Source organism: Dickeya sp. CFBP 2040 (assembly GCF_012273755.1).
Classification (GTDB): Bacteria; Pseudomonadota; Gammaproteobacteria; order Enterobacterales; family Enterobacteriaceae; genus Dickeya; species Dickeya poaceiphila.
This window is the reverse complement of sequence record NZ_JAAVXH010000097.1, coordinates 41,119-55,189: the sequence shown is the minus strand read 5'-3', so window position 1 is coordinate 55,189 and position 14,071 is coordinate 41,119. Positions and strand designations below refer to the sequence as shown.

Annotated in this window: 14 protein-coding genes, 1 tRNA gene and 3 pseudogenes; 8 read left to right on the top strand and 10 right to left on the bottom strand. The window is 44.3% G+C overall.

The genetic code is table 11. From position 1 onward, the window contains the following. Both Dpoa2040_RS15730 and Dpoa2040_RS15725 read left to right on the top strand, forming a co-directional pair. A pseudogene (locus Dpoa2040_RS15730) lies at window positions 1-395 on the top strand (hypothetical protein); the annotation flags it as partial. Next, window positions 389-2,665, top strand: a complete 2,277-nt coding sequence (locus tag Dpoa2040_RS15725; protein ID WP_168641863.1) for a DEAD/DEAH box helicase — start codon at window positions 389-391, stop codon at window positions 2,663-2,665. The pseudogene Dpoa2040_RS15730 and the gene Dpoa2040_RS15725, both read left to right, overlap by 7 nt. Before the next feature lie 112 nt (window positions 2,666-2,777). Here Dpoa2040_RS15725 and Dpoa2040_RS15720 read toward each other — a convergent pair. From Dpoa2040_RS15720 to Dpoa2040_RS15700, 5 genes and pseudogenes are all read right to left on the bottom strand, one after another. Then, a pseudogene (locus Dpoa2040_RS15720) lies at window positions 2,778-3,251 on the bottom strand (integrase core domain-containing protein); the annotation flags it as partial. Window positions 3,252-3,535: 284 nt separating this feature from the next. Continuing rightward, the gene (locus tag Dpoa2040_RS15715; RefSeq protein WP_044203170.1) at window positions 3,536-3,745 is read right to left on the bottom strand and encodes a TraR/DksA family transcriptional regulator; all 210 of its coding nucleotides are present in this window, start codon (window positions 3,743-3,745) and stop codon (window positions 3,536-3,538) included. Next, window positions 3,735-4,319: a DUF2857 domain-containing protein gene (locus Dpoa2040_RS15710; protein WP_168641862.1), complete on the bottom strand. Its 585-nt coding sequence runs from the start codon at window positions 4,317-4,319 to the stop codon at window positions 3,735-3,737. The genes Dpoa2040_RS15715 and Dpoa2040_RS15710 overlap by 11 nt, the downstream gene beginning before the upstream one ends. A 16-nt stretch (window positions 4,320-4,335) precedes the next feature. Then, window positions 4,336-4,530, bottom strand: coding sequence for an AlpA family transcriptional regulator (locus tag Dpoa2040_RS15705; RefSeq protein WP_168641861.1), 195 nt, complete (start codon window positions 4,528-4,530; stop codon window positions 4,336-4,338). Window positions 4,531-4,686: 156 nt separating this feature from the next. Beyond that, the gene (locus Dpoa2040_RS15700) at window positions 4,687-4,983 is read right to left on the bottom strand and encodes a helix-turn-helix transcriptional regulator (RefSeq protein ID WP_042871647.1); all 297 of its coding nucleotides are present in this window, start codon (window positions 4,981-4,983) and stop codon (window positions 4,687-4,689) included. Between the two features lie 196 nt (window positions 4,984-5,179). Here Dpoa2040_RS15700 and Dpoa2040_RS15695 point away from each other — a divergent pair, with 196 nt between their 5' ends. Both Dpoa2040_RS15695 and Dpoa2040_RS15690 read left to right on the top strand, forming a co-directional pair. After that, on the top strand, window positions 5,180-5,848 hold the full coding sequence (locus Dpoa2040_RS15695; protein ID WP_168641860.1) for a PAS domain-containing protein: 669 nt from the start codon (window positions 5,180-5,182) through the stop codon (window positions 5,846-5,848). A 25-nt stretch (window positions 5,849-5,873) separates the two neighbouring features. Continuing rightward, window positions 5,874-7,172 carry a cytosine permease gene (locus Dpoa2040_RS15690; protein WP_168641859.1) on the top strand — a complete coding sequence of 433 codons (1,299 nt, stop codon included), beginning with the start codon at window positions 5,874-5,876 and terminating at the stop codon, window positions 7,170-7,172. 100 nt (window positions 7,173-7,272) lie between these two features. On the opposite strand, the gene Dpoa2040_RS15685 is transcribed toward Dpoa2040_RS15690, so the two are convergent. Together Dpoa2040_RS15685 and Dpoa2040_RS15680 are read right to left on the bottom strand one after the other, a co-directional pair. Further along, entirely contained in the window at window positions 7,273-7,530 is a 258-nt protein-coding gene (locus tag Dpoa2040_RS15685) for a helix-turn-helix transcriptional regulator (protein ID WP_168641858.1), read from the bottom strand. A gap of 112 nt (window positions 7,531-7,642) precedes the next feature. Further along, on the bottom strand, window positions 7,643-7,921 hold the full coding sequence (locus Dpoa2040_RS15680; protein ID WP_168641857.1) for a helix-turn-helix transcriptional regulator: 279 nt from the start codon (window positions 7,919-7,921) through the stop codon (window positions 7,643-7,645). A 130-nt stretch (window positions 7,922-8,051) separates the two neighbouring features. On the opposite strand from Dpoa2040_RS15680, the gene Dpoa2040_RS15675 reads away from it, so the two are divergent. Together Dpoa2040_RS15675 and Dpoa2040_RS15670 are read left to right on the top strand one after the other, a co-directional pair. After that, window positions 8,052-8,339 (top strand): helix-turn-helix transcriptional regulator, encoded by a 288-nt coding sequence (locus tag Dpoa2040_RS15675; protein WP_168641856.1) that lies wholly within the window; start codon window positions 8,052-8,054, stop codon window positions 8,337-8,339. Window positions 8,340-8,397: 58 nt separating this feature from the next. Then, window positions 8,398-8,694 carry a hypothetical protein gene (locus Dpoa2040_RS15670; RefSeq protein ID WP_168641855.1) on the top strand — a complete coding sequence of 99 codons (297 nt, stop codon included), beginning with the start codon at window positions 8,398-8,400 and terminating at the stop codon, window positions 8,692-8,694. A 166-nt stretch (window positions 8,695-8,860) separates the two neighbouring features. Here Dpoa2040_RS15670 and Dpoa2040_RS15665 read toward each other — a convergent pair whose 3' ends face one another. Further along, window positions 8,861-9,787: a hypothetical protein gene (locus Dpoa2040_RS15665; RefSeq protein WP_168641854.1), complete on the bottom strand. Its 927-nt coding sequence runs from the start codon at window positions 9,785-9,787 to the stop codon at window positions 8,861-8,863. 1,500 nt (window positions 9,788-11,287) lie between these two features. Between Dpoa2040_RS15665 and Dpoa2040_RS15660 the strand changes: the two genes are divergently transcribed. Beyond that, a complete protein-coding gene (locus Dpoa2040_RS15660; RefSeq protein WP_042871640.1) occupies window positions 11,288-11,599 on the top strand; it encodes a DUF736 domain-containing protein in 312 nt (103 codons plus the stop codon). A 244-nt stretch (window positions 11,600-11,843) separates the two neighbouring features. Here Dpoa2040_RS15660 and Dpoa2040_RS15655 read toward each other — a convergent pair whose 3' ends face one another. Together Dpoa2040_RS15655 and Dpoa2040_RS15650 are read right to left on the bottom strand one after the other, a co-directional pair. Then, window positions 11,844-13,127, bottom strand: coding sequence for an integrase arm-type DNA-binding domain-containing protein (locus Dpoa2040_RS15655; RefSeq protein ID WP_168641853.1), 1,284 nt, complete (start codon window positions 13,125-13,127; stop codon window positions 11,844-11,846). A 161-nt stretch (window positions 13,128-13,288) separates the two neighbouring features. Beyond that, window positions 13,289-13,364 (bottom strand) — tRNA-Asn (locus Dpoa2040_RS15650). A gap of 381 nt (window positions 13,365-13,745) precedes the next feature. Between Dpoa2040_RS15650 and Dpoa2040_RS15645 the strand changes: the two are divergent. After that, window positions 13,746-14,012, top strand: a pseudogene (locus Dpoa2040_RS15645) (LysR family transcriptional regulator); the annotation flags it as partial. Window positions 14,013-14,071: the final 59 nt, after the last annotated feature.

Here is a 14,071-nt window from a genome sequence, read left to right as displayed (position 1 = left end):
TATTACACCACATTTCCCTACCTATTGCTGAGTTATGGAAACCTCAATTAAAACAAAACGAGGGTTTTGATTTTCATACAACATGTACTGGAAATCTTATAAACTTCGGAGAAGCCAAATTCTCAGCCTCCATTAACCCACACGGAAATGCGATCCGTCAGGCACATGACTTTATCACACAAGATAAACATTTCCGAGATCGCGTTCATTTAGTAAATCTTTGTCATAAAGACGCGATCAAAAATCTCGATGAAGAAAATTATGGTATCATCGCAGCTTTCTCTATCAACTCAGATAATCCTGAAATAATAATGGATAATGCGATTAAAACCGTTATGGAAATAGAATTATTAAATCGCGTTAGTTTTATATATTTGGTGGGTGTAAAATGTTAAGCATTCAAGAAATTATCAATGACGAAGATCCAAATAAATCCATTGGACAGATATTAGATGATTTGCATAGCAAAGGACCAGTTGATAACAAGTTGGTCGAGAAGTTAACATATTATAAAGAATTTCATGCTGGGGAATTTGCAAAGCATGAGGAAAACATAATATCTACCTTGGGATTGTTCTATAAAAATAAATCCCCTTCAAATCTCTACTCATTCATTTTAGGGACAATAGGAAACCAGTACAAAAATCAGTACGGTGAATATCTTACTCCTGTACAGGCAAGTATTCGTGATGCTGTTGAAGAAAAACAATTCATTTCTATATCAGCGCCTACAAGTGCGGGGAAATCATTTTCAATAAAGGAATACATCAGCACACAGGATGGCGATGCTGTTATTGTCGTACCATCGAGGGCATTAATAGCAGAGTACGTTGAAAACTTAAAAGGATACTTTGAATATGACAAAGATGTGATGATTAGTACTTTTGTAGATTATGTCTATACTAACAGGAATTTAAGAAGAATATTTGTTCTCACGCCAGAACGGACAAAAGATCTAACAACCTTTAGTAAAAAGCTAAATATTAATTTATTCTTTTTTGATGAAGCTCAAGTTTCTGAAGAACAAGATCGAGGTGTTATATTCGATGTCACCGTTAGGCGCGTACAGAAACTTTTTCCAACAGCAAAACTAATCTTTGCGCATCCTTTCGTAGATAATCCCGAAGCTCAGTTCAAAAAACACAATATCGACACCCCCGAAAAATACTCTCGGAGTTATGCTCATAACACTGTAGGAAAAATTTTCATTTATGCGCATAAGAATGGCAATGACTATTATTTTTCACCATATATGAATAAGGGACATTGGTTAAAGAAAGCCGCACCTTTTTCGGGTAGCTTTGAACAATTTGCATTTTCAGGTAATAAATCAGTCCTTATTTATGTATCAAAAAAATCTGTCTATGATGGGAAATTCATCAACAAATTCAAGAAACACACCGCTAAATTCAAAAAAATAGTAGATAGAGAAGCGCTGAAAATAATTAACAGCGTCGGAGATATATTAGGCGCTAATAACCAAGGCCATAGATCTGTATTAGTAGAACTATTGAATATCGGTGTAGTAATTCACCATGGTTCTGTACCTTTAGAAGTTAGATACTTAGTTGAGAAATTTATTAAAGCCGGATTTGCTAGGATTTGTTTTGCTACCAGCACGTTAGCCCAAGGTATCAACATGCCATTTGATATAGTCTGGCTTGCAAATATGAAGATGTATGGCGGGTCTGAACAGAAAAGATGTCTGGCATTTAAAAACTTAATAGGTCGCAGTGGACGTTTATCAAAAAATAAAGAATTTGATTATGGATATGTATATACACATAATGCAGAGTTGTTATCACGCCGAGTCAAAACACCATTCAAATTAGAAGAGAAGTCAGTATTAGAGAATCCAGTTGACTCAGACAATGATAATCATGAACTCATAAAATCCATCGTTAATGAAACTTTCAATGAGGATATAAACCTTCCCGAATCCAAGATTGAAAGGTTACAGAATGATAACATATATAAAAATATTACATTTATTTTAGATGCCGTTTTCAACGAACAGTTTGGTAGTAAACTAATTGGCCCTGAGAATAGAGAGAGAAGGGATGAAGTCAAGTCTTGTTTCTTATCGTTGTATGAAGCATCTTTAGGCCGAGAGTTATATGACGGTGAAAGAAATGTATTCAAATCAGCAATTGACATTATGTTTCTTGTAATGGCCGGTCGAAGTTTTAAAGAAATTGTTGGAATAAGATACAGCTACATATCAGATAGAGATGGTAATAACAATGGTATTTCAAGGTTTTCCCAACCAGCTAATAAATTACCTGATAGCAATCTGACTAGGTCCTACTCTCTATTTCACTCTGTAAACTCAAGGGATGTAAGCTATGATACCGTTGTGTTTGATACTTACGACTACCTTGATACTGTAATCTCATTCTCTCTTACTGATGTTTTCGTAGGGGCATTCAAATTATATTTAAATGATACCGACGATCAAAGAGCTGCTGTTTTCATTGATTTCCTAAGATACGGTACAATCAATAAGGCTCACATAATGTTGATGCGATATGGAATTCAGCCTGAAGATGTTCCTTTAGTTGCTCCATACTTAAAATTCATCTCCGAAGAAAGGATCGAAATTGATCCGGCATTAGAATTTAGTGATAACGAGCTTTGGAAAAAAATCAGCTGGTATCTTCCATAACAGTTCTGGAGAGTATGATAATTTATTTCATACTCTTCAAGCTGCAACATAAATTGTATTAGCTCAGACTTGATCTGACAGTTACCGGTTATTTATACAGGTGTCTGTCAGATTACATCTGGCTTAAATTTTTCTCAGCCCAGATGCGTTTTCCATCAAGTAATGTTTCCATCGGCGTCCGCCCACAGCACATTTTTCCCTGATGAGTTCGTTCATTATTGTAATAATGCAACCATTCATCAAGATCTGATTGCAGAGTATCAATGTCTCCGTACAGTTTTTTACGGAATGTCACCTGATAAAACTCCTGCAATATCGTCTTATGGAACCGTTCGCAGATACCGTTGGTTTGTGGCGACATCGCTTTGGTCTTCGTGTGGTCTATATCATTAATCGCCAGATAAAGCTGGTAATCATGATGTTCAATCCGTCCACAATATTCCGTTCCGCGATCGGTTAATATCCTCAGCATCGGCAAGCCTTGTGACTCATAAAAGGGTAACACGCGATCATTCAGTAAATCTGCCGCTGTGATCGGCGTTTTACTGACGTACAGTTTGCAATGCGCCACTTTCGAGTAGGTATTGTAAGCATCCCACTTAACCAAACCATTCGCTTTTAGAGAATATCCAGAGAACGGTTCAGATATCCTGTAAGGCCAATATCCGCTCCTCGCTCATTGCCGACTGTCAAACTTAATCATTCTCTAACACAAAACACCTTCATATCAAGTCTGAGCTAACGCAGATAAGTAATAATGGCGACGATTTTTGCTCATCGTTTTAACGCTTATAACAAATGTTATCTTTATTAAGATAATAAGCAGACACACAGAGAAACACTATTCTCTGTGCGTCTGCTTACATATTATCAGCGCTGACGATGCTCAAGAATAGTCTGGCATTCTGTACAGGTTGTCACGCCCGGCAGCGTTTGCCGCCGCTGCTCGGGAATAGGCTCACCGCACAAACGACAGTAATGTAATGAGGGTGTGGTTGCTGGTTTAAAACGATTCTGTTCAATCATCTCTTCCAGACGTTGTTCATTAAATTCCTGATCGCGATCGATCTCATCTGGCATGTGATGTCCTCCTGTTCGGTGCTTCTTTTTCGCAAAGGGTGATACGGTTCCAGACAACGGTGAGCGAAGGCCCTTCCTTCCGAGAGGACAACGCTTCGGTGATCTGCATCATCACTTCCAGTGCGTCAGGCGTTTCAAAGTTTTCAGGTCGGCTTTTCTGCCATAACCGCCAGATTTCGGCATCAATGACTTCATCGGGGATAGGCGTTCGGCCATAAGGGATAGTGACACCCAACAACCGGCGGCGAGTGCAGACCTCGTTTGATGTGAGGCCAAAGAAGTGGTGCAGGAGAGCGATTGATCCTCCTAACCGGATGGCACGGTTAATCTGTTGTTGGCGCAGCACTTCCTTGCGGGATAACGTCAGAATCTGCTGTAGGACGTCATGGCGGACAGTTACCGCCATAAATTGCGCCGATGCCCGGCTGACGATAAACAGTTCGTCGAGGGAGAGCTGATTGAGGGCATTTAATTCGTCAAATGTGAACCCTAACGTCTCACAATAACGAAAATTACCGTCCTTGAGCGCAGCAAGGGCGTTTGTTAACACCGCATAATTCAGCGAGGGGATCATAAGACGATATCCTCCATCAGCGCATTAAGCGGTTAGCTAATTTGAGATTAATCCACTCGTCAATTTCAGATTCGAGCCAGGCTACGCTGGCGGGACCAATCTTTATTGAAGCCGGAAAGGCTCCGTCTTTCATATACAAATAGATTTGCGAGCGCTTCAGGCCGGTTTTTTCTTCCACTTGTCTCAGACGTAATAATTGATGAGATGTCATAGGTTACTCCAGTGCAGAATGGCATATGCCCGGAGACGACAAAAAAACACAGCGAGGGATGGAGTGGAAGTTGATGAGCCCGTATTACGGATATCACCATCCTTAATACGGACTTTTAGACTGTATCGCGTAATTATTTTTTGTATAACCCAGAGTTTATTTAACCAGAATAGGCTGCTCGAAATAATCGACATTATGTTGCTTATTCCGCATTCTTTTTTTTCTGTCAATCAGAACTCCATTATCAAAATATCGACTGGGCCAGATATCTTCAGGTGGGACACCTATAGCAGTGGCAATTAGCCATTCACCTTTTGGCCAGGGGCGAAACAATGCATTCGCTAAGGTGGTCGAACTCAAACCCGCTTTGCGTGATACTGCCGACATAGAGGTACCTTTTTTCCTGAGTTCAGCAATAATATCGGCATTGTGCCAGTCTTTTTTGATATCCATAGATTACCTCATGTTAAATTAATTAACAGGCTAATTAAGTAATATAAAGTAATAACTCGATTTCATAATTGAAGTTATTCAGAAAAAGATAATAACCAGTTTGGTTATTTATAAAAAGAGTCGTTAAGACTCTATGTAACAAGAATTACTTTGATATAAAGTGTGAATGGTTTAAGTTTTCAATAAAGGATGAAGCATGAATAATCTGGGTGGAATAATTACTGCGCTGAATAATCTACGGGAACCTTGGGGGATTAAAGATCTCGACTCAAAACATATCTACATGAATTCTGCTGCCTATGCCTATACCAACACGCCGAAAAATTTTAACGTTGAAGGCAGACTGGATGCTGAATTCCCGGTTGGATGGGCTGATTTTGCCGATGAAATGGTGGAGCATGATCGGCGTACCGAGCAGGCCGATGGAGAGCGTGTCATCGTTATCGAAACCTACAACTGGTTTGACAGCCGCGAGCTGGTTCCTTACCTGTGCGAAAAAATCCCGCTTTTTTCCGAAGAAAAGGAGATTATCGGTACGCTCTGGACATCCCGCCCGATACGGACGTTATCCCCGGTCTACCTCTCGGCTAAACAGCTCGCTCCGGTTGAATGGACAACCAGCTATGAAGGGCCGTTCAGTACAACTGAAATGGAAACCCTTTTTTTATTGTTGTGCCAGTTCTCCAAGGAAGAGATTGCCGCCAGACAAAACCTGGCAAAGCGAACGATTGATAATCGAATTCAGCGGATGTATCAAAAAGTGGGGGTGCATAATCTCAGGCAATTCGAAGAATACTGCTATCAAAATAACCTGCATGGGTATATCCCTCCCAGCTTACTTGTTAAAGGCACCCTTTTCTTATAATCAGCACGATTAAAACAGGAATGGCATGAACAGTATTAATGATTATCCGGTCAGTCGTGTGCCAGTGACGGCAAGACTTCCTTTTCTGAATGTTGCTTTGGTTTATCTTGGCATGCTGACCGCACTGGACCAGTTTATGTTGGGGGCAGTGTTAGGGCATTCAATGACACTCGGCGACGCTTTTCTGGCAATTGTTGTCGGCAGTGCGATTTTTGGTGTCGTCACACTGGGGCTGGGTTATGCGGGGATGAAGGAAGGGCTGTCCGGTAGTTTGCTGGCACGATGGTGTGGTTTTGGTCGTGTAGGATCGGTACTGATTGGCGTGACCGTTGCGGTTAGTCTTATCGGATGGTTTGGCGTCCAGAACGCGGTATTTGCCAACTCCCTGAATTTTGCGTTGGGCGACAAGCTTGGGTTTGGCTGGTCTGCTGCATTATCGGGTGGAGCACTGACGCTACTGGTGACATTTGGCTTCAGTGCGTTGCGATATACCGCCCGTATTGCTGTCCCGCTGTTTATTCTGGTTGTGGCCTATATTTCGGTTATGACCCTGACAGGACACAGTTTTAGCCAGTTACTACAAGGGGCAGGGGCGGGTGCTGCAGTCTCAGTCAGTGCCGGTGCGACAATGGTTGTAGGTGGTTGTATTGTTGCTACGCTGATTACGCCGGATCTGACGAGGTACGTTCGCAGCGGACGCCATGTTTTCTGGATAACCATGCTGACCATTATTGTCGGTGAGTTCATCGTTAACGGTCTGGCTATACTGATAGCGCGTGCGCTGAATACTGCCGATATTGTGACAATCATGTCGCAGACGGCAGGTGGAATAGGGCTGGTCACTGTTGTTTTTTCCACGTTGCGCATCAACGATATCAACTTGTATTCGTCTGCGCTGGGAGTTGCCAACGCGATAGAAGGTCTGTGTGGTAAAAAGTTGGGTTATAAATCCATCACCCTGACTATTGGGGCTATCGGCACTACTTTATCTGTGATTGGTATATTGGATAGATTTGTTGATTTTCTGACACTGCTTGGCGTGTTTTTCCCGCCAGTGATAGGGGTCATGCTGGTTGATTATTATGTTTTGAGGAGTAGCCGAGCGTTGCTGGATGCCAGCCGTCATCGCGGTGAGCTTCCTGATAGCGCTTCGCATATTGGCTGGTCGGCAATTATTGCCAGTCTGGCAGGCGCAGGTATCGGGTTTTATACAACTTGGGGAATTCCGGCACTGAATTCACTACTGGTAGCCAGCCTGTTCTACTGGCTGATGAAAGTCAGTACCCGCTATACTCTGAGAACCGCCGTGACTGAAACACATTGATGAACAGGCCCCATCTTTTCCGGGGATTATTATGGCTCACGCTGATTTGCGATGAGCCTATTTTTAAATCGGCTGTCAAACTAAAGGGCAGAGCCTAATCCTAATGAATCTTCTTGCTTCGAAATAACTCAAGCACGTCTTGCGCAAACGTGTCATCCACTATATAGAAGTAGCATTCCGGCACGTCCAATACACGGGCAAACTCGCATACCAGCTCAAACGTGGGCTTGTGCGTACCGTTTTCATAATGAGACAAGCGTGAGTAGGCTGTAGCTTCTTCAAGCCCGGCCAGTACACCCAGTTTTTCCTGAGTGAGCTTAGCGCGAATGCGTGCTTCTTTGAGTCTTTTGGGGATCATGCTTTGCTCCCAATGAGGATTTCACGGGGATCTTTAGCATTGCTCAATAAGTTTTATCTTTAGAGTTCATAAAGATGGTAGTTTGAATTTACAGGGTTATCTAATTTTTCAACTAATTAGATGTTTTTTTTTGCCATTGAACCAACTCACCGGCATACAGTTTCAGCATTGCTTCGGCAAAGCTGTCGTCCAGCGTGTAGAAGTATCCTTCTGGTACGTCCAGGATTTTGGCAAGAGTGCATATCAGCTCGAATTTTGGTCTATGCCTGCCATTCTCATAGTGCGACATTCTTGAGTAGCCCGTCTCCTCAGAAATTCCGGCTGCTATCGCCAGTTCCTCCTGAGAAATTTCTGCACGTTCTCGTGCGGCCCTTAGACGCTTCGGCACCATAACTTTTCCTGTTATTGGTTATATTGACATCATCTTTAGCATTCCTTAAGATGCATCTTTAGATTTACTAAAGATGATATGTATTTACGTATCCTTATCGGACTTCAAGTCTTTGAATGAGATAAATAAAATGGTCAATATCGACTGGCATTCTTCTGACATCATTGCCAGGCTTCATAAACGGGGGACCACGCTGGCCACTGTGTCGCGGGCAGCCGGGTTGAATTCCTCCACGCTGGGGAGTGCGCTTAGCCGGCCATGGCCCAAAGGGGAGCAGTTGATTGCTGAGGCGCTGGGCGTGACGGCCTATGAGATTTGGCCGAGCCGCTATTTTGATGAGCAGGGGCAGCTAATCCCACGTGCTCCCCGTTCTCGGTTCCGGCATACTCAGGAAAAATACCCTCCTGCCGACAGGTAGCCACGCCTGTGCTGAACCGGGTTAAGAAGGGCAGCAACAGGAGTGTCGGATACCGGGCATGGTAGCCATCCGCACAGTAGGTTCATCAACCGCTAAAGTGGATGGTTTGCCATTGGCGTGGCAGGGCGACACGGTGGATTGTGGGGGCGTGCTGCTGTCGAAGTACCATACCACCCTGTTTCAAACCTGGACTCCGGTCTGGGTTTTTCTGTTTTTGTCTACCCTGCGTGGGATGGGGACGGATGATTTCCTGGACTCTCAGGAGGATTGTCCGCACCCCCAAAGCGTTTATTGGACGAAGGGCTACTACCCCAGTATGGCAGTACTGAAGGTAGCCGTAATCAGCCCAGAGTAGCGGATAGCCTATGGTGAGACTGGTTCTATCGTTACGAACCGTTTGGGCGGTGCAGGCCAATGCTGTGACCAGAACTGTGAAGATATCCATTACCTGTCAATGTTGTGTGATTTTCCACCACGTAGGCAATCAGGGATACAGCCTAAATTGAATGAGGAATGCCATGTTAATTGGATGTCGAAATGGATGTTGGGGAGCCTCGCTCCAGTGCTGTTTTTAGCGTATCGCCGCTCAGATGGTCGGTTATACCATCGGTTGATGCCCATTGCTCAAAAATGGACAGCAGTTTATAGGGCTGCCTGATTAAAGGGCTAATAGCTTCATTATGTTTACAGGCGAGCCAGAATAATCGAGATAACGGCGTGGATATCCGCGTGGAAGATAGAGAGGGGGCTTTGTTTTTGGTCAGCATGTTGATTAACTTTTCCAGTTCAGTATGCCTGATGACAAAGCAGGCGTCTTGCGGTAGGTCATGAATTGGAAAATAATCCTTTCGGCGGTCTGGATTCATGTTTTGTTGTAAAGTTATTTCATGAATGTCAGGGGACATATCTTTGGGAAGTCGCATGATTTGCTTATTTATTCTTTCCTGCCATGTGAGCTTTTCGAATACCTGAAATATCTCTCCTGAAAGAGTCACGGATATACCATAATTGATCTCATTTGTACCGGTGTTTGGCAATGGAATGTGCAGAGAGTGGGCAAGCAAGCACTGTACCATAACGTATTCGTATCCCGCTAATGGTGTATCAATAATTGGTTGTGTGGGGGTAATGTATCTCCCCTCGGTACTGAGAATAAGCTCTCGTTTGCTAAGGAAACTGTTTCGATCAAGTAAACAGAGTTGGTTGATGAATACGTGCCCGACTGGCCGTAATTTTAATTTATTATCCAGCGTTCGTATTTTTCTTAAAACAATCGGTGACTGGAAGTAGATGGAAAGGTTGATGTCTCCATATAAAGCATGGCGATAAATATCACTGTCTGTCAATTTTATTTTTTTTATTTTCTTAGTTATTCTGACGGCCTCCTGTATAGTCATCCATTCAGGCATAGTGCTTTTAGTGTTTAAAAGGAAGGTTTTTTTTGGCATGATCTAATCTCCTTATGCATGACAACCTTTCCTGTGTGTAGAGAATGATTTTTTTGGTTAATAAATCCTGTCGGAATTAAAGTTATCAGCAGGCAAATGCGAAACCCGCTTTGAAATATTTTATGATAAAAATAACATGTGAGTATTTAATTCTATATTTTTGAAGCTGAAGATGTTTATTTTTCTTGTTATTTTGATGTTTTCTATTATCCGGGGTTATATGTGAATTTGTAGAGAGGAAAAGGTTTGATAAGAATGGTCAGGTTTATGTTATTTGTATTTTTAAGGTTAATGGCGAGTTACGTTGCGATAAATGAAAAATATGTGTGGGAATGCCTGATTTATTAAATTTAAATCCATTTAAAATAAAATTATCAATTATTAAATATTGATATTTTATTCATTTTTATTTTTTTAAATAAAATAGATAACAAATCTATGAGAAGTGAAGTGGTCTTTATTACAGGTGGGCTACCGCCTGCCATAGCAGCACTGTAGCGCCAGAGATACTTGCTTTTTAATTTTTAACTGATGCCATCAATAGCTTCATGCTGCGTATGTACAGCTCAGAACTGCTTTGTAAGATTGAATTTATGGGAATTACTTTAATTGATATAGTTTGTCATGGGGGTGTATTTAATTTTGTTATTATTGGTCATCGCGTGTTAATCCTGATTTTTTGAGTGTACGGAATGGTTAATGGCTGTTTTTTAATATTAAATGATGTATGGATGATGCATTTTTCTAATAAGGTGTCGCTCATGATTTTAATTTATTGTGAGTGTTTTTTTGATTTGTCTTAATGTTGAATTTATTTCTTATAAAAATTAAATCGTGGATGTGAGGTAATGACTTAATTTAAGGGAATTGACATGTCAGGCTGGCCGGTTATGAATGTAGGGTGTTTGCGACTATCCAGGCGGAAATACCGAACCGAGCTAAGCTGCCATAAGGATACCCCAAACAGCAAAGGATGCCCCGTCGTGAATGACGGGGGCTTTCGTTTGCCATAATTTGCTGCGTCAGGTTGCATGGAGGTGACCACTGGCGATGATGGCGTTGTGGTCATGAAGGAGGCGTCACCGATATGCCGTCCGGCCTGATGACCGGATTGATGCCATAAGCTGTTTGCACCGAGGGGCGGTCAGCAGGGCAAGTAGCCTGTCGTGGGGATGATGACCTTGACCGCATCAGGAGAGGCACAGGTAAAGCCGCTTGTGCGAGCAAAGCCGGGTCAGCCATTGCGCCTTTTGGATCGGTCAGCCCATGCGTCCTTGCGTACGTTGTGAATCCTTGCAGGAGCCGGGCTTCATGGCCGCAACCGGAAGAGGCAAACAATTTCCCCGGTGCAAGCGCCTTCCTCGCGCAGCAAATTCTTTGCCTCTTCCGGTCCTTCACGGTGTTGCGGTCGCAAGCGATGCGGCCAGCCCGGCTCCTGCCGGTTGTATCACAACAAGGACGCGACGGGCGCGACCTTGAAAATCCGAAAGGAGCAATATCATGGCTAACATCGGCACCTTCACTGCACAAAACAACGGCTTCACTGGCACCGTCCGCACCCTGACCCTGAACGTCAAGGTCAAGTTTGTCCCCAGAGACAAAGGCGGTGAGCTTGCCCCTGACTTCCTCATTCAGACCATCGGTGGTTATGACATCGGCGCGGCATGGCAGAAAATCAGCAAGGCCGAACGGCCTTACCTGTCGGTGATGCTCGACGATCCTTCCTTCCCGGCAACCCTCTATGCTCGCCTGATAGAAGAAGAGGATGGCAAGCACCAGTTGATCTGGTCGCGCAGCAAACCATTGGCCTGACGGTCAGACACCAGACCCCGCCAGTCATGGCGGGGCATACGCTGTTTACTCCGGCAATGAGCCTGTGGCTCAATGCGTTTTTACTGCATTCCATCTAAAGATGGTGACAAGACATTCACTACGTGGATAACGCGTAAGCCACGCAAATAACGCCAGACCCGAGGCATCGAACCCAAAGGTTAACCGTGGTCAATACGATTTGTCCCCTGTGGAATGCACAGGGGACAATAGCGAAGACCTTTTGCTAACCAGTGATGCGGTTTGCTTCGCGCTCCCTGCATTCTTGCGCATAAACATAGGGTGCAACGTATCTTTCCCGGTTCATATCCAGATAATCAGACCACCATTGCATCATCGCTTTTCGGGCATCCAGATATTCCGCTTTATGGATGTACGCCGCTCGCACGCTGTTGCGTTCCTGATGGCTCATCTGGCGCTCAACTGCATCTTGTGACCACATGCCGGATTCCATCAGGGCGCTGCAAGCCATTGCCCGAAATCCGTGGCCGCAGATGTCATTTTTGGTGTCATAACCCATCAGACGCAACGCTTTATTGACCGTGTTTTCGCACATCGGCTTATATGGATTGTGATCACCGGGGAATACCAGCACCTGATGCCCGGATATGTTCCGTATCTGTTTCAAAATAGAGATGGACTGACGGGAGAGGGGAACGATATGCGGGGTACGCATTTTCGCGCCACGCCCGGAATAACGCACGCCGGGGATAGCTTCACGGGTGGTGGGAATAGTCCAGATGTGGTTTCTGAAATCAATTTCCGACCAGCGGGCAAAACGCAGTTCGCTGGAGCGGATAAACAGATGCAGGGTGAGCGATACGGCCAGCCGGGTTAATTCCCGTCCTTGCTGGTAGTCCTCAATCTGAGTCAACAGTTCCGGTAGTTGCTCCAGCGGCAGGGCAGGGTAGTGGCGTTTAACAGATGGGGCGATAATACCGTCCAGACTGGCCGCCGGATTATTTTCAATCAGTTCCTGATGCACGGCATGGCGCATGATGTTGCACAGGTGCTGCCGGGTACGGGACGCCACTTCCAGCAGCCCTTTTTTCTCGATGCCTTTCAGCAGGCTGATGAAATGACGGGGGTTCAGCTCCGTAACAGGCAGGTGCCCGATGACCGGAAAGATATGGTTGTTCATGCTGGCAAGCAGACGGGCGGCATGGTTCTCCGACCATGTCCGGTTGCTCTTGTGCCAGTCCAGCGTTACGTCCCTGAATGATTTTTCTGGTGAGCGGGGTGCTTTTTTTGCCGCTCGCTGGTGTGCGGGGTTGATATTCTGCGCCAGCAGTTTACGGATGCCGTCACGCTGTTGACGCGCCTCAGCCAGCGACACATCGGGGTCGGCACCTAAGCCAAGACGGGATTCTTTTCCGTTGATGCGATATTTGAGATACCAGAGACGCGAACCACCGGGATTAACCAGCAGGTACAAACCGTGTGAATCAGATACTTTGAAAGGTTTTTCTAAGGATTTTACGTTGCGGATTTTTGAATCATTAAGAGACATGTGGGGGTCACTCCGTCATCGAACCAACCTGACCCCAAATCTGACCACCAAATTCTCCCGATGCAGAGGGAAAACTGAAAATGCATCGGGAAGATATTTCACGCTAACTTATTGAATCCGAATCATATAAGGATTCGCAAAGCCGCATGAAAACAAGAACTTGGCTCCTCTGACTGGACTCGAACCAGTGACATACGGATTAACAGTCCGCCGTTCTACCGACTGAACTACAGAGGAATCGCTAGTGGTGTGGATGATAGCGATAGCCTGATTACTTGTCAAAGCATGATGACGCAAGGTGTAACTGTTTGATGAACTTATAATCAAATTGTTGAAATTACTGCGGTAGTTGGTGTTTTTTGCGCCAGATGATGAGTGATTGACTAATGCGTGCACTTTCAGATAGCAATTTCTGCACCATTTTGGTGCAAACTGAGGCTGCGCTGACATACTATCGATTATGATGAGAGGATTAGCATTGTTACTGTTGCTGCTATCGCCATTGCTTTTACTTATTTTTAAGCATGTTAAGACGGCGCCGCATTTTTTTCGATAATAATAAAATAATCTGGCGCGCTTCTTGCAGCTACATTAGCTGTAACTATTCGGGAGGTACACATGAATCTGAGACGGCTCAAATACTTTGTGAAAATCGTTGATATTGGTAGCCTGACCCAAGCTGCTGAAATGTTGCATATTGCGCAACCAGCGCTGAGCCAGCAAGTTGCTACGCTCGAAAGCGAAATGGAGAAGCAACTGCTGGTCCGTAGTCGTCGTGGCGTGACGCCGACAGAAGCGGGCAAGATTCTGTATTCGCACGCACAAACTATTTTGAATCAGTGCGAACAGGCTAAAAACGCAGTGAATGGTGTACGACAAACAGTAAGTGTTTAATCGGATACGGTCAGCTATGTCATCAGGTGTAGCTGACCGTATTGGATCTG